At 71.6% G+C, this 25,871-nt stretch carries 20 protein-coding genes and 1 pseudogene; 15 read left to right on the forward strand and 6 right to left on the reverse strand.

The annotated features are described in order from the left end of the window. Positions 1-788 (reverse strand): annotated as a pseudogene (locus EBH09_RS26095) (PucR family transcriptional regulator); the annotation flags it as partial. Positions 789-952: 164 nt separating this feature from the next. On the opposite strand from EBH09_RS26095, the gene EBH09_RS26100 reads away from it, so the two are divergent. From EBH09_RS26100 to EBH09_RS26120, 5 genes are all read left to right on the forward strand, one after another. Next, on the forward strand, positions 953-1,879 hold the full coding sequence (locus tag EBH09_RS26100) for a proline dehydrogenase family protein (protein WP_121749339.1): 927 nt from the start codon (positions 953-955) through the stop codon (positions 1,877-1,879). Positions 1,880-1,926: 47 nt separating this feature from the next. Then, on the forward strand, positions 1,927-3,567 hold the full coding sequence (pruA, locus tag EBH09_RS26105; RefSeq protein ID WP_121749340.1) for an L-glutamate gamma-semialdehyde dehydrogenase: 1,641 nt from the start codon (positions 1,927-1,929) through the stop codon (positions 3,565-3,567). 307 nt (positions 3,568-3,874) lie between these two features. Next, on the forward strand, positions 3,875-4,006 hold the full coding sequence (locus EBH09_RS39835; RefSeq protein ID WP_007444772.1) for a hypothetical protein: 132 nt from the start codon (positions 3,875-3,877) through the stop codon (positions 4,004-4,006). Positions 4,007-4,080: 74 nt separating this feature from the next. After that, the gene (locus tag EBH09_RS26115) at positions 4,081-5,124 is read left to right on the forward strand and encodes a 3-isopropylmalate dehydrogenase (protein ID WP_121749341.1); all 1,044 of its coding nucleotides are present in this window, start codon (positions 4,081-4,083) and stop codon (positions 5,122-5,124) included. Positions 5,125-5,385: 261 nt separating this feature from the next. Further along, positions 5,386-6,474 (forward strand): branched-chain amino acid aminotransferase, encoded by a 1,089-nt coding sequence (locus EBH09_RS26120; RefSeq protein WP_121749342.1) that lies wholly within the window; start codon positions 5,386-5,388, stop codon positions 6,472-6,474. Between the two features lie 77 nt (positions 6,475-6,551). Here the strand turns inward: EBH09_RS26120 and EBH09_RS26125 are convergent, their stop codons facing one another. Continuing rightward, positions 6,552-8,006 carry a cytosine permease gene (locus tag EBH09_RS26125; RefSeq protein WP_121749343.1) on the reverse strand — a complete coding sequence of 485 codons (1,455 nt, stop codon included), beginning with the start codon at positions 8,004-8,006 and terminating at the stop codon, positions 6,552-6,554. Between the two features lie 147 nt (positions 8,007-8,153). Between EBH09_RS26125 and ureA the strand changes: the two genes are divergently transcribed. From ureA to EBH09_RS26160, 7 genes are all read left to right on the forward strand, one after another. After that, the gene (gene ureA, locus EBH09_RS26130) at positions 8,154-8,837 is read left to right on the forward strand and encodes an urease subunit gamma (protein WP_121749344.1); all 684 of its coding nucleotides are present in this window, start codon (positions 8,154-8,156) and stop codon (positions 8,835-8,837) included. Then, on the forward strand, positions 8,834-10,513 hold the full coding sequence (locus tag EBH09_RS26135) for an urease subunit alpha (RefSeq protein WP_121749345.1): 1,680 nt from the start codon (positions 8,834-8,836) through the stop codon (positions 10,511-10,513). The genes ureA and EBH09_RS26135 overlap by 4 nt, the downstream gene beginning before the upstream one ends. An 11-nt stretch (positions 10,514-10,524) precedes the next feature. Then, positions 10,525-11,562, forward strand: a complete 1,038-nt coding sequence (locus EBH09_RS26140) for an agmatine deiminase family protein (RefSeq protein WP_121749558.1) — start codon at positions 10,525-10,527, stop codon at positions 11,560-11,562. Between the two features lie 37 nt (positions 11,563-11,599). Continuing rightward, positions 11,600-12,094 carry a hypothetical protein gene (locus tag EBH09_RS26145; protein ID WP_121749346.1) on the forward strand — a complete coding sequence of 165 codons (495 nt, stop codon included), beginning with the start codon at positions 11,600-11,602 and terminating at the stop codon, positions 12,092-12,094. Further along, a complete protein-coding gene (locus tag EBH09_RS26150; RefSeq protein WP_121749347.1) occupies positions 12,091-12,702 on the forward strand; it encodes a TetR/AcrR family transcriptional regulator in 612 nt (203 codons plus the stop codon). The genes EBH09_RS26145 and EBH09_RS26150 overlap by 4 nt, the downstream gene beginning before the upstream one ends. A 329-nt stretch (positions 12,703-13,031) precedes the next feature. Beyond that, positions 13,032-14,636: a citramalate synthase gene (gene cimA / locus EBH09_RS26155; RefSeq protein ID WP_121749348.1), complete on the forward strand. Its 1,605-nt coding sequence runs from the start codon at positions 13,032-13,034 to the stop codon at positions 14,634-14,636. Positions 14,637-14,698: 62 nt separating this feature from the next. After that, a complete protein-coding gene (locus tag EBH09_RS26160) occupies positions 14,699-16,051 on the forward strand; it encodes a hypothetical protein (RefSeq protein ID WP_121749349.1) in 1,353 nt (450 codons plus the stop codon). Positions 16,052-16,096: 45 nt separating this feature from the next. On the opposite strand, the gene EBH09_RS26165 is transcribed toward EBH09_RS26160, so the two are convergent. Beyond that, positions 16,097-17,293 (reverse strand): Cmx/CmrA family chloramphenicol efflux MFS transporter, encoded by a 1,197-nt coding sequence (locus tag EBH09_RS26165; protein WP_121749559.1) that lies wholly within the window; start codon positions 17,291-17,293, stop codon positions 16,097-16,099. A 188-nt stretch (positions 17,294-17,481) separates the two neighbouring features. After that, positions 17,482-18,438 (reverse strand): DMT family transporter, encoded by a 957-nt coding sequence (locus EBH09_RS26170; RefSeq protein ID WP_121749560.1) that lies wholly within the window; start codon positions 18,436-18,438, stop codon positions 17,482-17,484. Positions 18,439-18,520: 82 nt separating this feature from the next. Between EBH09_RS26170 and EBH09_RS26175 the strand changes: the two genes are divergently transcribed. Continuing rightward, the gene (locus EBH09_RS26175) at positions 18,521-19,168 is read left to right on the forward strand and encodes a TetR/AcrR family transcriptional regulator (RefSeq protein WP_121749561.1); all 648 of its coding nucleotides are present in this window, start codon (positions 18,521-18,523) and stop codon (positions 19,166-19,168) included. Between the two features lie 279 nt (positions 19,169-19,447). On the opposite strand, the gene EBH09_RS26185 is transcribed toward EBH09_RS26175, so the two are convergent. Next, positions 19,448-20,005, reverse strand: coding sequence for a YceI family protein (locus tag EBH09_RS26185; protein ID WP_121749350.1), 558 nt, complete (start codon positions 20,003-20,005; stop codon positions 19,448-19,450). A gap of 92 nt (positions 20,006-20,097) precedes the next feature. After that, entirely contained in the window at positions 20,098-21,591 is a 1,494-nt protein-coding gene (gene hpnR / locus EBH09_RS26190) for a hopanoid C-3 methylase HpnR (RefSeq protein ID WP_121749562.1), read from the reverse strand. 145 nt (positions 21,592-21,736) lie between these two features. On the opposite strand from hpnR, the gene EBH09_RS26195 reads away from it, so the two are divergent. Together EBH09_RS26195 and EBH09_RS26200 are read left to right on the forward strand one after the other, a co-directional pair. Beyond that, a complete protein-coding gene (locus EBH09_RS26195) occupies positions 21,737-24,118 on the forward strand; it encodes a polysaccharide lyase 8 family protein (protein ID WP_121749351.1) in 2,382 nt (793 codons plus the stop codon). A 154-nt stretch (positions 24,119-24,272) separates the two neighbouring features. Beyond that, positions 24,273-25,856, forward strand: coding sequence for an acyl-CoA carboxylase subunit beta (locus EBH09_RS26200; protein ID WP_121749352.1), 1,584 nt, complete (start codon positions 24,273-24,275; stop codon positions 25,854-25,856). Positions 25,857-25,871 lie beyond the last annotated feature (15 nt).

Consider the following 25,871-nt stretch of genomic DNA (forward strand, 5'->3'; position numbering starts at 1 on the left):
GCCCCGCCCGCGCCCCGCGCCCGCTCGAGCAGCCGGCCCGCCGCCGACGTCGCCGGGGTCAGCACCTCCGCCGAGCGCAGCCGGACAAGCAGTGCCAGCGACTGGCCGGCCGACCCCCACGGCACCGTGCACAACGCCGTCGCCCCCGGCACCGTACGGACGGAGGGCGCGTCGTCGGGACCGGCCGACGGCCAGGGGGCGACGCAGACCACCGCGTGCGGGGTGTCCGCGCGGGAGCCGAGGGCCGTGCGCAGTTCCGCCACGGCCATGTCCCGCTGCCAGTCGCGCTCGGCGGTCAGCACGGCCCGCAGCTCCCGGCTCAGGTCGGCGCCGTGCTGCGCCTCGTCCGCGAGCAGCGCGCCGATCCGGGCGGTGACTTCCATGGCCGCCGCCAGCTGCCGTTCGGTCGGGCCGGGGTCGGTGTCCAGCAGCCACACGTAGCCGAGGACGACACCCCGGTGGCGTACCGGCAGACATGTACGCCCCCGGTAGACCCCCGCATCCGGGGTCGGCGGAATGCGGACCGGGCCGGTGGCGCGGGTGATGCCGAAGCCCTCGAACCAGGCCCGGACGGCGGCGGTGGAGCGCCGGGTCAGGATCGAGCGGGTGCGCACCGGGTCGAGGGCGGACGGATCGAGGTCGCCCTCGCTGTCGTAGGCGCCGAAGGCGATCAGCTCGAAGTCGCGGTTCTCCAGGGTCGCGGGCGCGCCCAGCAACTCGGAGATCTCGTCGACCAGCTCCTGATAGTCATCCTTGGAATCCGACATCACCCGGGCATTCTGCCGCATTTGCGCGCGCCCTTCATACATCTGTCTGAGATCTGCGGCACGGATGCGTGACAGCTGTCGATGGCAGACGATCGGGTGGATCCATAGATTTCACGGTGGTTCTCCGTGCCGTCCCCCGTTCGTCGGGCAACGGCCTCGTGTTGGTTGGTAAGTGGAGGTGCCCCGTGCTGGGTCCCGTGATTCTCGCCGCGTCGCGCAGCGACCGGATGCGCCGGCTGGTCTCGGCCGCGCCCGTGACCAAGCCGGTCGTCGACCGGTTCATCCCCGGCGAGACGGTCGACGAGGTGCTGCCGATCATCCAGGACCTCACCGACCAGGGCCTGGAGCTGACGATGGACGTCGTCGGCGAGGACATCACCAACCCCGCGCAGGCCGAGGCCGCCCGCGACGCCTACCTGGAGCTGGTCGACCGGCTCAAGCCGCTCGGCCTCGGCGCCCGCGCCGAGATGTCGGTGAAGCTGTCGATGTTCGGCCAGGCACTGGACGGCGGCCACGAGCTGGCCCTGAAGAACGTCCGCCCGGTCGTCGAGGCCGCCGCCGAGATCGGCACCACGGTCACCCTCGACGCCGAGGACCACACCACCCTCGACTCGATGTTCGCCATCCACGAGGAGCTGCGGAAGGACGTCCCGCAGACCGGCTGCGTCATCCAGGCCTACCTCTTCCGCACCGAGGCCGACGCGCGCCGGCTCGCCGACAACGGCAGTCGCGTACGGTTGGTGAAGGGCGCCTACAAGGAGCCCGCCGAGGTCGCGTACCAGCAGCGCCACGAGATCGACAAGGCGTACGTCCGCATCCTGCGCACCCTGATGAACGGCGAGGGCTACCCGATGATCGGGTCCCACGACCCCCGCCTGATCTCCATCGCACAGGAGCTGGCCCGCACCGCCGGGCGCAAGCTCGACGAGTACGAGTTCCAGATGCTGTACGGCATCCGCGGCGACGAGCACCTGCGGCTGGCCGCCGAGGGCCACCGCATGCGCGTCTACACCGCCTACGGCACCGACTGGTACGGCTACTTCATGCGCCGTCTGGCGGAGAAGCCGGCGAACCTCCGGTTCTTCGCCCGCTCGATGGTCAGCAAGGGCTGAGCCCGCACCTGCTCGCAAGACCCGCTCAGTAAGGAGTTACGGAACCCATGGACGCTGTGACCCAGGTCCCCACCCCCGTCAACGAGCCGGTGCACGGCTACGCCCCCGGTTCGCCCGAGCGTGCCCGTCTGGAGGCCAAGCTCAAGGAGCTGGCCGACAACCCGGTAGACCTGCCCTGCACCATCGGTGGCGTCAAGCGGATGGGCGGCGGCGAGCGCTTCGACGTCGTGCAGCCGCACAACCACAAGTCCCGCCTGGGCACGTACGCGAACGCCACCCAGCAGGACGCCCAGGACGCGATCGACGCCGCCCTGGCCGCCGCCCCGGCGTGGCGCGCGATGTCCTTCGACGACCGCGCGGCGATCATCCTGCGCGCCGCCGAGCTGCTGTCCGGCCCGTGGCGCGAGACCATCGCCGCCTCGACGATGCTCGGCCAGTCCAAGACGGCCCAGCAGGCCGAGATCGACAGCCCCTGCGAGCTGATCGACTTCTGGCGCTTCAACGTCCACTACGCCCGCAACATCCTGGCCGAGCAGCCCCCGGCCAACTCCCAGGGCGTGTGGAACCGCATGGACCACCGCCCGCTGGAGGGCTTCGTCTACGCGATCACGCCGTTCAACTTCAGCGCGATCGCCGCCAACCTGCCCACCGCCCCGGCCCTCATGGGCAACGTGGTGGTCTGGAAGCCGTCCCCGACCCAGACCCACGCCGCCGTGCTGCTGATGCAGCTCCTGGAGGAGGCCGGGCTGCCCAAGGGCGTCATCAACCTCGTCACCGGTGACGGCATCGCGGTCTCCGAGGTCGCGCTCGAGCACCGCGACCTCGCGGGCATCCACTTCACCGGCTCGACCAGGACCTTCCAGCACCTGTGGAAGACGGTCGGCAACAACATCGAGAAGTACCGCACCTACCCGCGCCTGGTCGGCGAGACCGGCGGCAAGGACTTCCTCGTCGCCCACCCGAGCGCCGACCGCGCCGTGCTGAAGACCGCCCTGACCCGCGGCGCCTTCGAGTACCAGGGCCAGAAGTGCAGCGCCACCTCCCGCGCGTACATCCCGGCGTCCATCTGGAACGACGGGTTCAAGGAGGAGTTCGCCGCCGAGGTCGACTACCTGACCATGGGTGACGTCACCGACCTGTCGAACTTCATGGGCGCCGTCATCGACGAGCGGTCCTTCGCCAAGAACAAGGCCGCGATCGACCGCGCCAAGGCGGACGACACCTGCACGATCGTCGCGGGCGGCTCCTACGACGACTCGGTCGGCTACTTCGTCCGCCCGACGGTCGTCGAGTGCTCCGACCCGGAGAACGAGGTGTTCCGCACCGAGTACTTCGGCCCGTTCCTCGCCGTGCACGTCTACGACGACAGCAAGGCCGACGCGTACGACGAGATGCTGACCCAGATGGAGTCGGTGTCCGACTACGCCCTCACCGGTTCGGTCATCTCGGGCGACCGCGCGGCGGCGGCGTACACGATGGAGAAGCTGCGCTACGCGGCCGGCAACTTCTACATCAACGACAAGTCGACCGGTGCCGTGGTCGGCCAGCAGCCCTTCGGCGGCGGCCGTGCCTCCGGCACCAACGACAAGGCCGGTGCCCCGCAGAACCTGATGCGCTGGACGCTGACCCGCGCCATCAAGGAGACGCTGGTCGCGCCGACCGACTACACGTACCCGCACATGGGCTGACGCCCCGTGGAGCAACGCCCGACGGGCCAGGTCACACGACCTGGCCCGTCGGGCGTTTCCGCAGGTCGGGGCAGTGTGACCGAGTGCACCGTCTCAGATAGTAGGAAGTCCGAGTAATTGTGGAGACAGATGCTCCATGCTCCCTTAACTTTGTAGGAGCCGAACGTCCCGCTCGATCGAGCGAATGGCGGTCGTGAGCCGGGCCCCGTGCAGGCAACCCCTGCGGCACCGTGCTTCCCGCCCCTTCCGGCGTCTCCCCCTTCCACTCGCTTTCCGCGCTGCCCGCGTGCCGAAGGAGTCGATTCCCATGGCCGAGACGACCGTCCGCCGCCGAGTCCGCCACCTCTCCCGCACCAGTGACTCCGACCGCAAGAACGCCGCGGCCGCCCTCCAGCGCGCCCTCGACCGCCGGGACAACGGCGGCGCCACCGGCCACTGAGCCGCAGGTGACGGCCGGCGTCCGCATGCCGGACGCCGCATGTCATCCCGTGGGACGAGGGGTAGGGTGCCGTCATGTCTCGCAGCCTCAATCTCGCAGTGATTCCCGGTGACGGCATCGGCCAGGAGGTCGTGGCCGAAGGTCTCAAGGTCCTCTCCGCCGTCCTTCCGCAGGATGTGAAGCTGGAGACCAAGGAGTTCGACTTCGGCGCCCGGCGCTATCACGCCACCGGTGAGACCCTCACCGACGCCGACCTCGACGCCCTCAAGGCGCACGACGCCATCCTGCTCGGCGCGATCGGCGACCCGTCGGTGCCGTCCGGCGTCCTGGAGCGCGGCTTCCTGCTCAAGCTCCGCTTCGCCTTCGACCACCACGTCAACCTGCGGCCGTCCAAGCTGCTGCCGGGCGTCGCCACCCCGCTCGCCGGCCAGCCGGAGATCGACTTCGTCGTCGTCCGCGAGGGCACCGAGGGCCCCTACACCGGCAACGGCGGCACCATCCGCAAGGGCACCGAGCACGAGGTCGCCACCGAGGTCTCCGTCAACACGGCCTACGGTGTCGAGCGCGTCGTCCGCGACGCCTTCGCCCGCGCGCAGGCCCGCCCGCGCAAGAAGCTCGCGCTGATCCACAAGAACAACGTGCTGACCTTCGCCGGTCACCTGTGGACGAACGTCTTCAACAAGGTGGCCGAGGAGTTCCCCGAAGTCACCACCGAGTACATGCACGTCGACGCGGCGACGATCTACCTCGTCACCCAGCCCGAGCGCTTCGACGTGATCGTCACCGACAACCTCTTCGGCGACATCATCACCGACCTCGCCGCGGCCGTCTCCGGCGGCATCGGCGTCGCCGCGAGCGGGAACATCAACCCCTCCGGCGACTTCCCCTCGATGTTCGAGCCGGTCCACGGTTCCGCGCCCGACATCGCCGGCCAGGGCAAGGCCGACCCCACCGCCACGGTGCTGTCCGTCGCCCTGCTGCTGCGCCACCTCGGTCACGAGGCAGAGGCCACCCGGATCGAGGACGCCGTCTCCGCCGACCTCGGCGAGCGCGGCGACCTGCCGGCCCGGAGCACCTCCGAGATCGGCGACGCACTCGCCGTACGAGTAGCCGGCTGACACCCGCCGCGCCACTCGATCGAATCCGTTTCGAAGCCGCCGGGTCCCAAAACAAGGCACCCGGCGGCTTTCTCCTGCGTCCGCCAGGTGCGACCATCGAACCCTGGGCCGCATTCACCCCGTTTCAGCCGTCGCCACCCGCGCGCGATAATCGAACGCGAAGCCGCGACATGAGGGAATGCTCGGACGTCCTAGCACCGGCCACCGGCCGTACGGGCGTGACCGCGGCCCGTCACGACAACCGGTGAAGGACATCAACCCATGACGACGCCCACGATCGAGCTCAAGCCCTCCGCCAACCCGCTCTCCGACACGGAGCGCCAGGCGATCCTGGCCAACCCCGGGTTCGGCCGCCACTTCACCGATCACATGGTGACGGTCAAGTGGACCGAGGGCCGTGGCTGGCACGACGGCCAGCTCGTTCCGTACGCCCCGCTCTCCCTCGACCCGGCCACCATGGTCCTGCACTACGCGCAGGAGATCTTCGAAGGGCTGAAGGCCTACCGCCGCCCCGACGGATCCGTCGCCACCTTCCGTCCGGAGAAGAACGCGCAGCGCTTCCAGGCATCCTCGCGCCGGCTCGGGATGCCGGAGCTGCCGGTGGAGACGTTCATCGAGGCGTGCGACGCGCTGGTGCGGCAGGACCAGGACTGGGTCCCGGCGCACGGCGGCGAGGAGTCCCTCTACCTGCGCCCGTTCATGATCGCGACCGAGGTCGGCCTGGGCGTGAAGCCGGCCAACGAGTACCTCTTCATCGTCATCGCCTCGCCGGCCGGCGCCTACTTCCCCGGCGGCGTCAAGCCGGTCTCCATCTGGGTCTCCGAGGACCGCGTCCGCGCCGTCCCCGGCGGCATGGGCGACGCCAAGACCGGCGGCAACTACGCGGCCTCCCTGCTCGCGCAGGCCGAGGCGGCGGCCAAGGGCTGCGACCAGGTCTGCTACCTCGACGCGGTCGAGCACCAGTGGGTCGAGGAACTCGGCGGCATGAACCTGTACTTCGTCTACGGCGACAAGATCGTCACCCCGACCCTCACCGGCTCCATCCTGGAGGGCGTCACCCGCGACTCCCTTCTCACCGTCGCCCGCGACCTCGGCTACGAGGCCGAGGAGGGCCGCGTCTCGGTCGAGCAGTGGCAGCGCGACTCGGAGAACGGCACCCTCACCGAGGTCTTCGCCTGCGGTACCGCGGCCGTGATCACTCCGGTCGGCACGGTGAAGCGGGCGGGTGCCCAGTGGCAGCAGAGCGGGGGCGAGCCCGGCGAGGTGACGCGGCGCCTGCGGGGCGCGCTGCTGGACATCCAGCGCGGCACCGCCGAGGACAAGCACGGGTGGATGCACCGGCTGGTGTGAGGCGCCCGGCGCCGGGGCGTGCGTTGCCGGGGGCTCCGCCCTGTGCGTTGCCGGGGCTCCGCCCCCGGACCTCTGGCCTACGCCCGCCCGCCACCGGACTCGGTCGGGCAGGAGGCGGGCTCGACCAGTGCCTCCCCGGGTGCCGCCGGCACGGCGGCACCCGGCGTGCACAGCACGTACACCACCCCGCCCACCAGCCCCGACAGCAGGAAGCTGCAGTCCACCCCGCCGGTGAACGCCAGCAGTGGGCCCTCGTACGAGGGCAGGGACACCGACAGCAGGCCGACGGCCGCGCCCACCGCCCAGGCCGCCGTGGCCGGGACGTTCCAGCCGGCCCGGTACCAGTACGCGCCGCCGCGGGCCCGGCGGTTGAAGACCTGGAGCGCGTCGGCGTCGTAGACCCCGCGGCAGCGGGCGAAGCCGATCATCGTGATGACCGCCCACGGCGTGCCGATCGCCGTCAGCAGCAGCACGAACGACGTCATCGCCGACTGCGCGTCCCAGGCGTAGTGCCCGACGAAGACACAGGCCGTGGCGACGACGGCGACGGCGCAGGTGGCCCGCGCCCGGGAGGCCTGCGGCAGGATGGCGTCCAGGTCCAGGCCCATGGAGTAGAGCATCAGCCCCGCGTTGCCGACCGAGCCCGCGGAGGCGGCGAGCAGCAGCGGGACCAGGTACCAGCTGGGGGCGGCGCCGACCAGCGGCCCGGCGTAGTCCAGGGCGGCGCGGGCGGCGTACGACGTGAAGGTGCCGAAGAGCTGCGGCACCAGCAGGCCCAGCATCAGCCCCAGCCAGGTCGCGTGCAGCACCCGGCGGGAGGAGAAGCGGGCCGGGGAGATGTACCGGGTGTAGTCGCCGAGCAGCGTGATGAAGGCGACCGGCCCGGACAGCCCGGCGGCCACGGCCGCGAGCAGCCACGTCGGCCAGAACCCGCCCAGCAGATACCCGCCCGCCTCCGGCAGCGCGGCGGTCGTGAAGTCGGGGGCGTAGGCGATCACGCCCAGGACCAGCAGGGCGGTCATGCCGAAGGCCAGCACCCGGGACATGGCGAGCAGCACCCGGTAGCCGTACACCGCGCCCGCGACGGTCGCCGCGGCGAGCAGTCCGTAGACCACGGCGTACGCGGCCCCGCCCTGCGGCAGACCGAAGAGCCGGCCGAGCACGCCCATCATCACGTCGCCGCCGATCCACACGGTCAGCGCGGTGTAGCCGAGGGCGAGGAGCAGGCCGACCACCGAGCCGACCAGCCGCCCGCGCACGCCGAACTGGGCGCCGGACGACGTGGACAGGTTGGTGCCGGTGCGCAGGGAGACCAGGGCCAGCGGAGCCGTGAAGACGGTACCGATGACCGTACCCGCCACCACCGAGCTGACCGACGCCCACCAGTCGAGGCCGAAGGACGGCGGCAGCCAGCCGAAGACGATCACTCCCAGGCAGAGGTTGGACCCCAGCAGGATCGAGACCAGGTCCCGGGGCCCGCTGGTGCGTTCCCCTTCGGGGATGGTGTCGACTCCGCGCTGTTCTATCGGCATGGCTGGTCTCCTTCGACGGCCGCCTGATGACGTTTAGAGCGACGTTCAATGTGACGTCTGCCTTGTCAGTCCGTCAATCCTTCCGTCACATGAATCGCAGGTTTAGAGTGGTGCTCTAATGTCATGTCGGCAAGGAGGTACCGCGTCGTGAGACTGACTCCCACGGAACGTGACCGGCTGCTGCTCTTCGGGGCGGCCGAGCTGGCCCGCGCCCGCCGCGCGCGGGGGCTCAGGCTGAACGTGCCGGAGGCGACCGCGCTGATCGCGGACACCGTGTGCGAGGCCGCCCGCGACGGTGCCCGTCTCGCCGAGGCGATCGAGCGCGCCCGGTCGGTACTGGGCCCGGACGACGTGCTGCCCGGTGTCGCGGACGTGGTCACCGAGGTCCATGTGGAGGCCGTCTTCGACGACGGTTCCCGGCTCGCGGTGGTATCCGGCCCCATCGGGGGCGGGGCACTCGGACCGGCGGGCCCCGGGGCCCTCCTGCCGGGCCCCGGCCACGCCGAACCCGAGGCCGCGGTGCGCATCCCGGTCACCAACACCGCGACCGTGCCGGTCTCCGTGACCTCGCACTTCCACTTCTTCGAGGCCAACCCGCGCCTGGACTTCGACCGCGAGCGGGCCTACGGCATGCGTCTCGCCGTCCCTGCCGGGTCCTCGGTCCGCTTCGGGCCCGGTGAACGCGTCGAGGTCGGGCTCGTGCCGATCGGCGGCGCGCGCGTCGCCATCGGGTTCGCCGGGCTGGTCGACGGCCCGCTGGACGCGCCGGGCGCGAAGGAAGAGGCCCTGCGCAGGGCCGCCGCCTGCGGATATCTGGGAGCAGACCGATGAGCATCGACCCGTACGCGTACGCCGCCACCCACGGCCCCCGCGCCGGCGACCGGGTCCGCCTCGGCGACTCGGGCCTGGTCATCCGCGTCGAGTCCGACGCCCAGCGCTACGGCGACGAGTTCCTCGCCGGCTTCGGCAAGACGGCCCGCGACGGACTGCACCTCAAGGCCGCCGCCGTCCGCGAGACCTGCGACGTCGTCATCAGCAACGTCGTCGTGATCGACGCCGCGCAGGGGATCAGGAAGGTCTCCATCGGCATCCGCGAGGGCCGGATAAGCGGGATCGGCCGGGCCGGGAACCCCGACACCCTCGACGGGGTCGACGTCGTGGTCGGCACGGGCACGTCCATCGTCTCCGGCGAGGGCCTCATCGCCACCGCCGGCGCCGTCGACACCCACGTCCACCTGCTCTCCCCGCGCATCATGGAGGCGTCGCTCGCGTCCGGCGTGACGACGATCATCGGGCAGGAGTTCGGCCCGGTGTGGGGCGTCGGCGTCAACTCGCCCTGGGCGCTGAAGCACGTGTTCGGGGCCTTCGACGCCTGGCCGGTCAACATCGGGTTCCTCGGCCGGGGTTCGTCCTCCCACGAGGCGCCGCTCATCGAGGCGCTGGCCGAGGGCGGCGCGTCCGGCTTCAAGGTGCACGAGGACATGGGCGCCCACACCCGCGCCCTCGACACCGCCCTGCGCGTCGCCGAGGAGCACGACGTCCAGGTGGCCCTGCACAGCGACGGCCTGAACGAGTGCCTCTCCGTGGAGGACACCCTCCGCGTCCTGGAAGGCCGCACCATCCACGCCTTCCACATCGAGGGGTGCGGCGGCGGACACGTCCCCAACGTGCTGAAGATGGCCGGTGTCCCCAACGTCATCGGCTCCTCCACCAACCCGACCCTGCCCTTCGGCCGGGACGCGGTCGCCGAGCACTACGGCATGATCGTCTCCGTCCACGACCTGAAGACCGACCTGCCGGGCGACGCCGCCATGGCCCGCGACCGCATCCGCGCCGGGACCATGGGCGCCGAGGACGTGCTGCACGACCTCGGCGCGATCGGCATCACCTCCTCCGACGCGCAGGGCATGGGCCGGGCCGGCGAGACCGTGCGCCGCACCTTCGCCATGGCCGGGAAGATGAAGGCCGAGTTCGGCGCCCCGGACGACGACCACGACAACGAGCGCGTCCTGCGCTACATGGCGAAGCTGACCGTCAACCCCGCCATCGCCCACGGCCTCTCCCACGAGGTCGGCTCCATCGAGGTCGGCAAGCTCGCCGACATCGTCCTGTGGCGCCCGGAGTACTTCGGCGCCAAACCGCAGCTCGTCCTCAAGTCCGGCTTCCCGGCGTACGGCGTGGTCGGCGACCCGAACGCGGCCACCGACACCTGCGAACCCCTCGTCCTCGGCCCGCAGTTCGGCGCGCACGGCGCCACGCCCGCCGACATATCGGTGGCCTTCGTCGCCCAGGCCGCCCTCGACCGGGGCGGCGACACGATGCCCACCCGCCGCCGCCGGGTCGCGGTGCGCGGCACGCGCGGCATCGGCCCGGCCGACCTGCGCCTGAACTCCCGTACCGGCGCGGTCGACGTCGACCAGCGCACCGGCCTGGTCACCCTGGACGGCGACCCGTTGCGCTCCGAACCGGCCGAGTCCGTCTCCCTCAACCGCCTCTACTTCCTGTGAAGGTACCCACGATGACCGCTGCCGCCGACGGCTTCCGCATGCCTCCCGAATGGGCCCCGCACGAGCGCACCTGGATGGCGTGGCCGGGACCCAACCACACCTTCGAGAGCCCCGAGGACCTGGCCGCCGCGCGTATCGCCTGGGCGTCGGTCGCCCGTGCCGTCCGCCGCTTCGAGCCGGTCACGGTGGTGTGCGGTCCGGGGCAGTCGGCCGAGGCGCGCGGACTGCTGGGCGACGGCGTCGACACGGTCGAACGCGACCTGGACGACGCCTGGATGCGCGACATCGGCCCCACCTTCCTCACCGACGGCACCGAACTGGCCGCCGTCGACTGGACCTTCAACGGCTGGGGCGCCCAGGAGTGGGCCCGCTGGGACCACGACGCGAAGATCGGCGCATACGTCGCCGACCTCGCCGGCGCCCGCACGTACACCTCCCCGCTGGTCAACGAGGGCGGCGGCATCCACGTCGACGGCGAGGGCACCGTCCTGCTCACCGAGACCGTGCAACTCGGGCCCGAGCGCAACCCCGGCTGGACGAAGGAGCGGGTCGAGGCGGAGATCCACGCCCACCTCGGTACCCGCAAGGCGATCTGGCTGCCGCGCGGCCTCACCGGCGACTACCCCCCGCACGGCTTCGGCACCCTCGGCCACGTCGACATCGTCGCCGCCTTCGCCGCCCCGGGCGTGGCCGTCGCCCACCACCAGCCCGACCCGGCCCACCCCGACCACGAGGTGACCAAGGAGGCCATCGGCATCCTGCGCTCGGCCACCGACGCACGGGGGCGCCGCCTGGAGGTCGTCGAGGTGCCCGCCCCGACCGTCCTGGAGACCGACGGCCACTGGGCGGACTACTCCTACATCAACCACTACCTCTGCAACGGCGGCGTGGTGCTCTGCGGCTTCGACGACCCGCGCGACGAGGTGGCGGCCGGCATCTTCCGCCGGCTCCACCCGCGGCGCACGGTGACCCTGGTGGACGCGCGCACGATCTTCGCGGGCGGCGGCGGCATCCACTGCATCACACAGCAGCAGCCGAAGACGGGCTGACGGCGGGGCGGCGGCGGTGATCGGGTAGAACGTACGGGTGGATGTACTGCTCTGCACGGCCTGCGGACACCGACTGACCGAGCCGCTGCGTCTTCTGCCCGGGGTGCCGCCGCACCCGGAGTACGACGGACTCAGGAACCCGGACGGCTCGCGGCACGCCCCGCCGACCCTGCCGCCCGGCGAGTACGCGGTGGACCCAGGGCCGAGCGGCGCGCCGTACGTGCCGCACCCCGACCCGGAGTGGGAAGGGGCGACCCTGCCCGGCGTCTCGGTGGGGGAGCCGGACGGCCCCCGCACCATGGTCTCGCGGGGGCCGCGCGGCACATTGGTGGTGAACCCGGAGGACGCCCGCGAACGGCTGTCCGGCAACCCGGACGTCCAGGAGTCGGGGTGCTGCGGAACGCTCGGCATGGCAGGGCCCAACCAGGTGTGCGGGGGGTGCGGAGCGGCGGTGGCCACATGGCACAGCGAGTGTTACGGGCCGTGGGAGATCCGCTTCCTCCCGGACGCGGTCCGGGTGGCCTGCGCATGAGCACCCCGGGCGCACGCCGCCGCAACACCGCCCCGCCGCGCGAGGACGTCCTCGCCGCCGCCATGGAGATGATCGCCGAGCGCGGCCTGGAGAAGCTCACCATGGCGGCACTCGGCCGCGAGGTCGGCATGAGCAGCGGCCACCTCCTCTACTACTTCCACTCCAAGGACGAACTGCTGCTGCGCACCCTGGAGTGGAGCGAGGGCCGGCTGGGAGTCCAGCGCGGCCGCCTGCTCACCCGGCCGGGCACGGCCCGCGACCGCCTCGACGCCTACGTCGACCTGTACGTCCCCGACGGGCACCGCGACCCGCACTGGACGCTGTGGCTGGAGGTCTGGAACCGCTCGCAGAACGCCGCCGACGAGGCCCGCGACCGGCAGGCCGCCATCGAGGGCGCCTGGCACCGCGACCTGGTGGCACTGCTCGCCGAGGGCGTCTCGCGCGGCGAGTTCCGCCCCGTCGACCCCGACCGCTTCGCCTCACGGCTGCGCGCCCTCCTCGACGGCTTCGCCATCCACGTGGCGATCGGGCTGCGCGGGACGGACCGGGGGAGGGTTCTCGGTCACGTCCGGGAGTTCCTGGACGAGAGCCTGGCCGGGGGCGGCTGACCGCGCGCCGGGTTGCACGCGCTGACCAGCACCGCGCTCGCATCCTGAGACGGTCCGTGAGTACGGGGCGGTCTGTGCCAGACTGCTCCCGTGCTCTCGTTCGCCATGATTATTGGCAGCAGGCGCGCCGGTCCGCAGTGACCACCGCGTACGACCAGGTACGGGTGGACACCGTCGTCCTCGACCCGCGCGCAGACCTCTCGCACCCGCGAGAGGTTTTTCGTTTTCCTGGCCCACCCCCAGCCGGGAAGAGAGCGTGCGGGATCATAGACGGACGGTGGAACCGGTCATTCCGGTAGACCGAGATCCCATACAGGAGTCTTCAGATCATGACCGCAACCAGCGAACTCGACGATTCGTTCCACGTCTTCGACACCACCCTGCGCGACGGCGCGCAGCGCGAGGGCATCAACCTCACGGTCGCGGACAAGCTGGCCATCGCACGGCACCTGGACGACTTCGGTGTGGGCTTCATCGAGGGCGGCTGGCCCGGCGCGAACCCGCGGGACACCGAGTTCTTCGCCCGCGCGCAGCAGGAGATCGACTTCAGGCACGCCCGGCTGGTCGCCTTCGGCTCCACCCGCCGCCCGGGCGCCACCGCGGCCGAGGACCACCAGGTCAAGGCGCTCCTGGAGTCCGGCGCCCAGGTGATCACCCTGGTCGCCAAATCCCACGACCGGCACGTCGAACTCGCCCTGCGCACCACGCTCGACGAGAACCTGGCGATGGTGCGGGACACCGTCTCCCACCTCGTCGCACAGGGCCGCCGGGTCTTCGTCGACTGCGAGCACTTCTTCGACGGCTACCGCGCCAACCCCGAGTACGCGAAGGCCGTGGTGCGCGCCGCCTCGGAAGCGGGCGCCGACGTGGTCATCCTGTGCGACACCAACGGCGGCATGCTCCCGGCGCAGATCCAGGCCGTGGTCGGCACCGTACTGGCCGACACCGGTGCCCGGCTCGGCATCCACGCCCAGGACGACTCCGGCTGCGCCGTCGCGAACACCCTCGCCGCGGTCGACGCGGGCGCGACCCATGTCCAGTGCACGGCCAACGGCTACGGCGAGCGGGTCGGCAACGCCAACCTGTTCCCGGTCGTGGCCGCCCTGGAGCTGAAGTACGGCAAGCAGGTGCTGCCCGAGGGCCGGCTCCGCGAGATGACGAGGATCTCCCACGCCATCGCCGAGGTCGTCAACCTCACCCCCTCCACCCACCAGCCCTACGTCGGCGTCTCCGCCTTCGCGCACAAGGCCGGCCTGCACGCCTCCGCGATCAAGGTCGATCCCGACCTGTACCAGCACATCGACCCCGAGCTGGTCGGCAACACCATGCGGATGCTGGTCTCCGACATGGCCGGCCGCGCCTCCATCGAGCTCAAGGGCAAGGAACTCGGCATCGACCTCGGCGGCGACCGCGAACTGGTCGGCCGGGTCGTCGAGCGGGTGAAGGAACGCGAGCTGTCGGGCTACACCTACGAGGCCGCCGACGCGAGCTTCGAGCTCCTGCTGCGCGCCGAGGTCGAGGGCGGCCCCCTCAAGTACTTCGACGTCGAGTCCTGGCGCTCGATCGCCGAGGACCGCCCGGACGGCACCCACGCCAACGAGGCCACGGTCAAGCTCTGGGCCAAGGGTGAGCGCATCGTCGCCACGGCCGAGGGGAACGGCCCGGTCAACGCCCTGGACCGCGCCCTGCGGGTCGCCCTGGAGAAGATCTACCCGGAGCTGGCCAAGCTCGACCTGGTCGACTACAAGGTCCGCATCCTGGAGGGCGTGCACGGGACCCAGTCCACGACCAGGGTCCTCATCTCCACGAGCGACGGGACGGGGGAGTGGTCCACGGTGGGCGTCGCGGAGAACGTCATCGCCGCCTCCTGGCAGGCCCTGGAGGACGCGTACACGTACGGGCTGCTGCGGGCGGGGGTCGCGCCCGCGGGATGAGCGCCGGTTTTCCGGGTCCGTACTGATGTCTTATTGAGGTCGATTCGGGTACTTTCGAACGTATGAAGGACGCACGCGTTCGAGTCCTCATACGCCTCCTGGTCGCGCCGGTCATCGCCGCGCTGGCGGTGCTGATGGCCGGTGCGCCCGGCGCGCAGGCGGCCACCGACGTCTCCGAGATCGGCGCGGCCCTGCGCGAGAGTCCCGTGTACGTGGACCCGGCCGCCTCCGACCTGCTGTCGTCGTCGGACGCGGAGGCGCTCGCCGACAAGATCGAGGACGCGAACGAACCCGTCTTCGTGGCGGTCCTCCCCGCCGATCACCCGACCGGGAACCTCTTCCAGAACCTCCGCACCGAGACCGGCATCACCGGTCTGTACGGCGTCCGGCTCGGCGACGAGTTCGACGCGCGCGCCGACAGCAGGGTGCTGAGCCGCCAGGGCGTGGACAACCTGGTCACGGCCGCGCAGGGCGCGGGCGACGCCAAGGCCCAGCTGAACGACTTCGTGGACGACGCGCTGCGCAGCGTGCGCGGCTCCGCTCCCTCGTCCTGGGACTCCGGTGACGCCTCGGTGCCGACCGGCGCGCTGATCACGGCCGGCGCGGTCGCGGCCATCGGCGGCGCGAGCGTCTACGCGCTCTCCCGGCGCAACCGGCACCGCCGCGAGGAGGAGCAGCGGGCGGCACTGGAACGGCTACGGGTGGTGGTCGACGAGGACATCACCGCCTTCGGCGAGGAACTGGACCGCCTGGACTTCCACCCGGCGGAACCGCGCGCCGACGACGCGATGCGCACGGACTACGAACGCGCCCTCGACGCCTACGAGCAGGCCAAGAAGCACATGGCGGACGCCGGGAAACCCGAGGACGTCCGCGCCGTCACCCAGGCCCTGGAGGACGGCCGCTTCTCCCTCGCACAGCTCGCCGCCCGCCGCGAGGGCAGGCAGCTGCCCGAACGCCGCCCGCCCTGCTTCTTCGACCCGCGCCACGGCCCGTCCGTCGCCGACGTCACCTGGACCCCGCAGGGCGGCGCCACCCGCCAGGTCCCGGTCTGCGCCGCCGACCGGACCCGCCTCTCCGACGGCCGGGACCCGATGATCCGCGAGGTGGACACCGAGTACGGCCGCCGCCCCTACTGGGACGCGGGCCCGGCCTACGGCCCCTGGGCGGGCGGCTACTTCGGCGGCGGCATCCTGCCCGGCCTGCTGGTCGGCACCATGCTGGGCAGCATGATGGCGGGCCCCGCCTACGGAGCCGGTTACGGTTCCGGCTACGGCGACTTCGGCGGCTACGAGGGCGGCGACGTCTCCGGCGCGGACTTCGACTCCGGCGACTTCGGGGGCGGGTTCGGCGGCGGCGACTTCGGCGGGGGCGGCGGTTTCGGCGGCGGAGGCGACTTCGGCGGAGGCTTCTGACGGGGCGGTCCCCACGGCGCCCGCCGACGGACGGGGCACCGTCGGTCAGACCGGAGTCGACGGGGAGGGCGGGGACGCGGGGGAGGACCGGTCCGACCGGGACGCTCGCGCAGCCGACGCCGCGACGGCGAGAGCAAGGGCGGAGGCGACCAGCCCCGCGCTGACCCACACCGGCGACCGGTACCCGAACCCCGCGCCGATCACCGCACCCCCGGCCCACGGACCCAACGCCGCCCCCACGTTGAACGCGGCCGTAGCGAAGCCCCCGGCCAGCGTGGGCGCACCCGGTGCCGCGTACAGCACCTGCGAGACGAGCGTGGCGCCGACCCCGAAGGACAGCGCGCCCAGCAGGAACACGAGCCCGAGGGCCGGGACCGGGGCACCGGCGCCGAGCGCGAGCACGCACCACCCGGCGCACAGCGCGGCACTGCCCGCCGTCACCACCAGCACCGGACGACGGTCGGCGAACCGCCCGCCCGCACTCACCCCGGCGAACGCCCCCGCCCCGAACAGCGCCAGCACGCCGGGCACCCACGCGTCGTCGAGCCCGCCGACCTCGGTGGCCAGCGGCGCGAGATACGTGAACGTACAGAAGGTCGCCCCGTTCACCAGGGCTCCCAGCAGCAGCGTGACCAGGAGGTGCGGGCTGCGCAGCGCCCGCACCTCGCCCCGCAGCGAGGGAGGAACGAGATCGGCGGCCCCGGCCGGAACCGACCGGGCGACCGCCACCACGGCGGGCACCGACAGCAGCGCCACCGCCCAGAACGCCGACCGCCAGCCCCACAGCTGCCCGAGCAGCGCCCCAGCGGGAACCCCGACCACGCAGGCCAGCGTGACCCCGGCGAGCAGTGTGGACGTGGCCCGGCCCTTGGCCTCCGGCCCGACCATGCCGGTGGCGGCCACCAGGGCGACGGCCAGGAACCCGGCGTTGGCCAGCGCCCCGACCACCCGCGTGGCCAGCAGTACTCCGAAACTGTCGGTGACGGCACCGACGACATGGACGGCGAGGAAGACGATCAGGAAGCCCAGCAGGGCGCCCCTTCGTGACCAGCGCCGGCCGAGCGCCGCCATCAGCGGCGCCCCGACGACCATGCCCACCGCGAAGGCGGAGGTCAGCGCCCCGGCCGCCGGCACGGTGACCTGTAGGTCCCTGGCGATGTCCGGCACCAGCCCGGACAGCATGAACTCGGACGTTCCCTGGGCGAACACGGCAAGGCCCAGCAGAAGAAGAGCGAACGGCATGAAGAAACTCCGCACCCGGAAGTCGACGTCGAACACGACACGGCGGACGGTCTTCCGGCGGGCGGCGGTGGAGACAGCGGCGACTACGGGTACGCGCGCGGCGCGTCCCTCAGCCCGGCATCACGAACGGCCACCGGAGGACCGGTGGCCGGAGTCTGGACGCTTCGGGGCTGTTCACGTCGGGCAGATTAGCGCCTCTCGGCGCCGGACACGACCGAATATTCGGCAGTGGGCCGGGTGACCCGGGCGGACCGGGCCCGCGACCCGCCACCGCCCCCCTCCCCGCCCCCGCGCCGGACGACGACGACCGCCGCGAGTCCGACGGCCAGGCCGAGCGCGGTCTGCACGCCGAAGGGTTCACCGAACATCAGGGCGCCCCACACGGCCGTGACCGGGGCCATGAGGAACATGAGCGTGTTGACCTCGGTGATTCCGGACCGTCGCAGGATCAGCCAGTACAGCCCGTAGCCGCCGAAGGTGGGCAGCACCACGAGCCAGGCGGTCGCCACCCAGAACGAGGAGTCGGCGGGCGGGGCGGCGGCCCCGAAGCCGACCGCCATCCCCGAGAAGAGGACGGCGCTGGTCGCGCAGTGGATCGTCAGCGCCACCCGGGGCTGGACCGGCGCGCGCGAGCGGCCCTCCAGGAAGGTGGCCGCCACCAGCGACAGCATGCCGAGGAAGGGCACGAAGTACGCCCACCAGGCCACGTCCGCTCCCGCCGCCGCGGCGTCGGCGACCGTGACCGTGGCGACGCCGGCCAGTCCCAGCCACAGTCCGAGCCACTGCCGGCGTGAGACGTACTGCCGCAGCAGGGGGCCGGCGAGCGCACCGGCGACGAGCGGCTGGACGCCGTCGATCAGGGCGGTGGTGCCGCTGGAGACGCCGAGCTGGATGGCGTAGTAGACGCTGAGCAGATACCCGCTCTGCGACAGCGCGCCGATGGCGGTCTGCCGGCCGGCGTCCCGGAGCTTCAGGCCCCGCCACGCCGCGCGGGAGAAGGCCGCGACGGCGACGAGGACCACGGCGAGCGGCAGGAAGCGCCACATCAGGAGCGTGGTCGCGTCCGCCGTCCCGGCGCCGAGCTTGGCGCCGATGAAGCCGGAGCTCCAGCACAGTACGAAGGCGACCGAGAGCAGGGATTTCACGTCGACCACATCCGGAATCCAGTAGACAGATCGGTTTACTTGCTTCCGGGTGCCCACTATACAGGCCGGTATACTCGTGAACATGGAGCCTGTGGAGAAGGAGGAGAACGTGGAGAAACCGCACCGCGTCCGCATGACGCCCGGTGCGCGACGCGTTCTGGAAGCCGCCGAGCGGCTGTTCTACGCCCACGGCATCCACGCCGTGGGCGTGGACCTCATCGCCACCGAGGCCGGAGTGACCAAGAAGACGCTGTACGACCGGTTCGGCTCGAAGGAGCAGATCGTCGTGGAGTACCTGGCCGGGCGCGACGAGCGCTGGCGGGAGCTTCTGGCCGGCCGTCTGGAGGCGGCCTCGGGGCAGCCGCCGGCCGCCCGGGTGCTGGCCGTCTTCGAGGCCTCGCGCGCTTGGGCGGCGGAGTACGGGGCCAAGGGGTGCAGCATGATCAACGCCCACGCGGAGATCAGCGACCCGGCCCACCCGGCGTACCCGGTCATCACCGGGCAGAAGCGGTGGATGCTCGACCTGTTCACCCGCCTCGTCGGGGAGACCGCCGTGGCCGACGAGGCCGCCGCGGACCGGCTGGCGCGCACGCTGATGCTGCTGCACGAGGGCGCTCTGGTCACGCACGGTCTGGGTGTCTTCCCCGACCCCTTCGGCCAGGCCCTCGACCAGGCGCGGGACCTGCTGGGCAACGGAGCGGCGGCCGGGCGGGACACGCCGCTGTGGTGAGCCCATGTCACCGAGCTGATCGTGACCGGGTTAGCCACGGAGGTCTGCGTGGACACCACGGCGCCGCGGGCGCTGAGCCGGGGATACGCCTGGTCGTCGTCGCCGACGGGTGCCCCACGTCACGGCGGAGCGCGGCGGACACCGGCGAGCCGGTCCCCGCGGACCGTTCGATCCGGCAGTACAACACGGTATGCCGGACGATCGGCCGGCCCGGCCGGTGTATCCGGGTCCGGGCCGCCGTCGACGTGGACTTCGCCGCCCCCGAGAGGGCGCGGGACGTCACGCCTGCTTGATCGCCGAGATGTCGAAGTTCAGCTTGATCTTGTCGGAGACCAGGAAGCCGCCGGTCTCCAGGGCCGCGTTCCAGGTGAGGCCCCACTCCGAGCGCTTGATCTCCGCCTTGCCCTCGAAACCGACGCGCTCGTTGCCGAACGGGTCCTTGGCGGCGCCGTTGAACTCCAGGTCGATGGTGAGCGGCTTGGTGGTGCCGAGGATCGTGAGGTCGCCGGTGACGCGGTAGTCGTCGCCGCCCAGGGCCTCCGCGCCGGTGGAGCGGAAGGTCATCTTCGGGAACTCGTCCGTCTTGAAGAAGTCCGAGCTCTTGAGGTGGCCGTCGCGGTCGGCGGACCCGGTGTCCACGCTGTCCATCGTGATGTCGAGGGACGCGGTGGAGCGGGTCGGGTCGGCGCCGTCCAGGTGCAGGGCGCCGCTGAAGTCGAGGAACTTGCCCTTGACGTTGGTGACCATGGCGTGGCGTGCCGTGAAGCCGATCGTGGTGTGCGCGGGGTCGATCGCGTACTCGCCGGTCAGGGTGGTGAGGTCGGGGGTGGTGGTCATGGCGTCCTCCGGAAAGGGGCGAGGTCTTATGTTGAATGTTCAACCAGTTCAACAATCACGACTGTAGACCCATTCCGTTCAACATTCAACGTTTACGCGCGGGGTGGCCGCGATGCCTGCGGTGCCGTCCGCGTGTGGACGTACAGCTGCCGCCGGTCGCCGACGTCGACGGGCTTGGGCAGCGGGAGTTCGTACCGCACGGGCATGCTGTGGTCCGCGAACTGCCGGCGCGGGTTGTAGACCTGGTTGAACTTCCACAGCATGCGGGCGAAGTTCGTCTGCCCGCGCAGCAGGTTCCGGCCGAGGATCCGGGCCGCGCCGAACGCCGTCCGCAGGCCCAGGTGCTTGCGGTTGATCACGGCCTGGGTGCGCACCAGTTCCTCGTAGAACCGGTCCAGCGGCAGCGTGGTCGGCACCACGGCGTGCTGGATGTCGAAGAGGCGGTAGTCCCGGGTGGTGAGGCGGCGGGACTCGGTGTGCCAGATCTCCGTGCCCGGGTACGGCGTCATCACCGTGAAGTGCACGATCTCCGGCACCGACAGCGCGAACTCCCGCACCACCCGGAAGCGCTCCTCGTCCCAGGCCGGGTCCACGATGAGGTTGATGGCGACCTGGATGCCCAGGCGCCGGGCCGTCTCCAGCGCCCGGAAGTTCTCGTCCGGGCTGATCCGCTTGCGGAACAGGTCCAGGCCCTCGGCGTCGATGGCCTCCATGCCCAGGAACATGTAGCGCAGACCGAGCCTCGCCCACCGCTCGAAGACCTCGGGGTGGCGCAGCAGCACGTCGCTGCGGGTCTCCAGGTAGTACTGCTTGCGGATGCCGCGCCGTTCCACCTCGGCGGCGATCGCGTTGCCGTGCTCGGGCCGGATGAAGGCCACGTCGTCCACGATGAAGACGTTGGGCTCGCGGATCCTCGCCAGGTCCTCGGCCGCGGCCTCGGGGGAGGCCTTGCGGTAGCTGCGGCCGTAGAACGTCCAGGCCGAGCAGAACGAGCAGTCCCAGGGACAGCCGCGGGTGAACTCGATGGAGGCGCACGGGTCCAGCTCGCCGATGAAGTAGCGGCGCCGGTTGCGCATCAGGTCGCGGGCCGGCAGCGGGGAGTCGATGCCGTGCATCATCAGCGGCGCGGGCCCCCTGCCGGCCGCGGTGATGATTCCGGGGACGCCCTCCACCCCGCCGTCGCGCACCGCCTCCAGCAGCGGCGCGATCACCGGTTCGCCCTCGCCCCGGACCACCGCGTCCACCGCGCCGGCCGCCTGCTCCAGCACGTCCTCGGCGACGAAGGAGACGCTGTGTCCGCCGAAGAAGACGAAGCAGCCGGGGACCTCCCGTTTCACCTTCGCCGCCAGGTCGATCGCCTCGGGGATGTTCGCCAGGTAGTTCAGCGAGACGCCGAGGGCCTCCGGCCGGAACGACCGCACCTCGTCCCGCAGGGTAGCCAGGTCCAGCACCTGGAGGTCCACAACCCGGACCTCGTGCCCCGCCTCGCGGGCCGCGCCCGCTACGCGTTCGAGCCCCAGGGGCTCCAGGCGCAGGAAGATCTCGGAGTACAGCAGGGCGCTGGGATGGACGAGCAGCAGGCGCATGGTCACCTCGTCACGGATCGGAACGAACCGGAACGGAGGCGAACCGGAACGGCGGTCAGGCATCCTCTTGGTATCCCGGCGGACCCCGCCCCGCAGCACGCGTACCGCCGCCTGGCGGACCCCGGATCGGGGAAGGGTCATGAGCATGACCTCCTCGTGGCCGCACGTCCGCCGAACCGGCGCCGAACCCACCCGCCGTTCCGTCCTGCTCGCGACCGCCCTGGCCGCCACGCTCACCCCGGCCCTCGGCCCCCGCGCCCTCGGCGCCCCGTCCCCGGACGCCCCCGCGGAGACCACCGCCGACCCCTACGACACCCTGCGCCGGCGCTGGCTCGGCATCACCCTCGGCGACGGCTACGACCCGGCCGCCGAACCGTATGCCTCCCGCCTCGCCGAAACCGGCGAACGCGCCCGCGCCCACCGCGCCACCATGGCCCCCACCCCCGCCTCCCTGTGGCCCGGCCACCCCTTCGACCCGCCCGCCGGCATCACCTTCGCCTACGGCCGCCTGTGGACCATGACCGAGGCGTACGTCCAGCAGGGCACCGGCTCCACCGGCGACGAGTCCCTCCTCGCCGACATCCTGCGCGGCCTCGACCACCTCTGGGCCACCGTCTACAACCCGGGTACCACCCGCTACGGCAACTGGTGGGAGTGGCAGATCGGCAGCCCCCGCCTCCTGATGGACATCACGGCCGCACTCCACGACCACCTCGGCACCGACCGAACCGCCGCCGCCTGCGCCGCCGTCGACCACTTCGTCCCCGACGCGATGCTCGGCGACTACTCCGGCACCTCCACCGGCGCCAACCGCGTCGACCTGTGCCGATCCGTCGCCCTGCGCGGCATCCTGGGCCGGGCCCCCGACAAGATCGCCCTCGCCCGCGACGCGCTCTCGCCGGTCTTCCCGTACGTCACCAAGGGCGACGGCCTCTACGCCGACGGCTCGTTCGTGCAGCACACCTGGGTCGCCTACTCGGGAACGTACGGCCAGGTCGTGCTGGACGGACTCGGCCGGCTGTTCACCCTGCTCGCCGGCTCGGAGTGGGAGGTGACGGACCCCGGCAGGCAGATCATCCTCGACAGCGTCGAACACGCCTACGCGCCCCTCATCCACGACGGACTGGTCATGGACCTCGTCAACGGCCGCGCCATCAGCCGGGGCCACCTCAAGAACGACGACCTGCACGTCATGCGCAGCGACCACTTCCACGGACAGCAGCTCATCGCCGCCATGGCCGTTCTCGCGGGCGGCGCGAGCGACGCCGAGCGCCGGCGGTGGTACGCGCGAATCAAGGGCTGGATCGAACGCGACACCGTCACCCCAGTCCTGACGGCACCGCAGTTCGGGGTCGCCGACCTGGCCCGGCTGCACGAGATCGCCGACGCTCACGTCGAGGCCGCGCCCGAGCCCACCGGGCACAACCTCTTCGCGGCCATGGACCGCGCCGTCCACCGCCGCCCCGCCTTCACCGCGGGCCTCGCCATGGCCAGTGACCGCATCGCCCACTACGAGTGCGGCAACGGCGAGAACCCGCGCGGCTGGCACACCGGCGCGGGCATGCTCACCTGGTGGGCGAACGGGTCCGGATCCGACCAGTACACCGACTGGTTCTGGCCGACCGTCGACTGGTACCGGCTGCCCGGCACCACCGTCTCCACCAAGCGCCTGCCCGACAGGGCCGGCGGCGAATGGGGCGCGCCCAAGCCCGGCGCCCGCTGGGTCGGCGGCACGACCGACGGCGAGTACGCGGCCGTCGGACAGCACCTCGAAGGGCTTGGCTCGACCCTCCGAGCCCGCAAGTCCTGGTTCTTCCTCGACGACGAGGTGGTCTGCCTGGGCGCCGGGATCACCTGCGCGGACGGCGTCCCGGTCGAGACGGTCGTCGACAACCGCAACCTCGGGGAGGGCGGCCGCCAGGCCCTCGTCCGCGGCCGCGGCTGGGCTCATCTGGCGGGCCACGGCGGCTGGATCGTGCCCGGGGGCGAGCTGCGGACCCTGCGCGAGGACCGCACCGGCGCCTGGTCCGACATCAACACCACCAGCACGACCGAGCGCCGGACCCGCCGCTGGCAGACCCTCTGGCTGGATCACGGCACGGACCCGGCCGACGCGGACTACGTCTACGTCCTCATGCCGGGCGCCTCCCGCCGGGACGTCGCACGCCGCGCCGCCGACCGCCACCGCCTCACGGTCCTCGCCAACGACGACCGCTGCCAGGCGGTCGCCGTTCCCCCGCTCGGCCTGACGGCCGCGAACTTCTGGCAGCCCGGCACGGCGGGCCCGCTCACCGCGACGGCGGGGGCGAGCGTGCTGGTCCGGCGCAGGGGCCGTACCGCTACCCTCTGCGTGAGCGAACCACCGCGCACGGGAGAGCCCTTGGAGATCATCTGGGACCACCCGGTGCGAGCGACGGTACAGGCCGACGAGACGGTCGAAATCGTCTCGACGGGCCGCCGACTGCACCTGCGCGTCACTCCAGGGGTGGTATGTACCACCCATGAATGTGAGGTGACTCTCAGCTGACGACTTTGTGCGACTCCTACAAGCATCAGGCCCTCTGAGCAGTCGAAACGCCTGCATGTCGTGAGGGTTCTGTTCAGTGCTACCAGGAAAACGCGTCGGAGACTGTACGGAGTCGACGGCTGGCAATCCTTGGTCGGCTTCGTAGAGTCGCTACATGACCGTTTTGGATGAGGCGCCGGGTGAGCCGACGGACGCGCGCGGGCGAGTGGCCGAACTGCACGAGATCCGTGCGCAGGCACTGGCCGGGCCGAGCGAGAAGGCGACGGCGGCGCAGCACGCCAAGGGCAAGCTGACGGCACGGGAGCGCATCGAGCTGCTCCTGGACCCGGGGTCCTTCCGCGAGGTCGAGCAACTCCGCCGGCACCGGGCGACCGGCTTCGGCCTGGAGGCCAAGAAGCCGTACACCGACGGTGTCATCACCGGCTGGGGCACGGTGGAGGGGCGCACGGTCTTCGTCTACGCACACGACTTCCGGATCTTCGGCGGCGCGCTCGGCGAGGCCCACGCCACGAAGATCCACAAGATCATGGACATGGCCATCGCGGCCGGTGCCCCGCTGGTCTCCCTGAACGACGGCGCCGGCGCCCGCATCCAGGAGGGCGTCAGCGCCCTCGCCGGGTACGGCGGCATCTTCCAGCGCAACACCAAGGCGTCCGGGGTCATCCCGCAGATCAGCGTGATGCTCGGCCCGTGCGCGGGCGGCGCCGCCTACAGCCCCGCCCTCACGGACTTCGTGTTCATGGTCCGCGACACCTCGCAGATGTTCATCACCGGACCGGACGTCGTCAAGGCCGTCACCGGCGAGGAGATCACCCAGAACGGCCTCGGCGGCGCCGACGTGCACGCCGAGACGTCCGGCGTCTGCCACTTCGCCTATGACGACGAGGAGACGTGCCTCGCCGAGGTGCGCTACCTCCTCTCGCTGCTGCCGCAGAACAACCGCGAGAACCCGCCCCGCACCGAGTCCGGTGACCCGGCGGAGCGCCGCGGCGACACCCTCCTCGATCTGGTCCCGGCTGACGGCAACCGTCCGTACGACATGACCAAGGTCATCGAGGAGCTCGTCGACGACGGCGAGTACCTGGAGGTCCACGAGCGCTGGGCGCGCAACATCATCTGCGCCCTGGCCCGCCTGGACGGCCAGGTCGTCGGCATCGTCGCCAACCAGCCGCAGGCCCTGGCCGGCGTCCTGGACATCGAGGCCAGCGAGAAGGCCGCGCGCTTCGTGCAGATGTGCGACGCCTTCAACATCCCGATCATCACCCTCCTGGACGTACCCGGCTTCCTGCCGGGCGTCGACCAGGAGCACGGCGGAATCATCCGCCACGGCGCCAAGCTCCTCTACGCCTACTGCAACGCGACCGTCCCGCGCATCTCGCTCATCCTGCGCAAGGCGTACGGAGGTGCTTACATCGTCATGGACAGCCAGTCCATCGGCGCCGACCTCACCTACGCCTGGCCGACCAACGAGATCGCCGTGATGGGTGCCGAGGGCGCGGCCAACGTCATCTTCCGCCGTCAGATCGCCGACGCCGAGGACCCCGAGGCCATGCGGGCCCGCATGGTCAAGGAGTACAAGGCCGAGCTGATGCACCCCTACTACGCGGCGGAGCGCGGCCTGGTCGACGACGTCATCGACCCGGCGGAGACCCGCGAAGTCCTCATCCGCTCCCTCGCGATGCTCCGGACCAAGCACGCCGACCTGCCCTCCCGCAAGCACGGCAACCCGCCGCAGTGACCCGAGGAGCCACGT

It is taken from the genome of Streptomyces sp. E2N166, from assembly GCF_003671715.1.
In the GTDB taxonomy this organism is placed as follows: domain Bacteria; phylum Actinomycetota; class Actinomycetes; order Streptomycetales; family Streptomycetaceae; genus Streptomyces; species Streptomyces thinghirensis.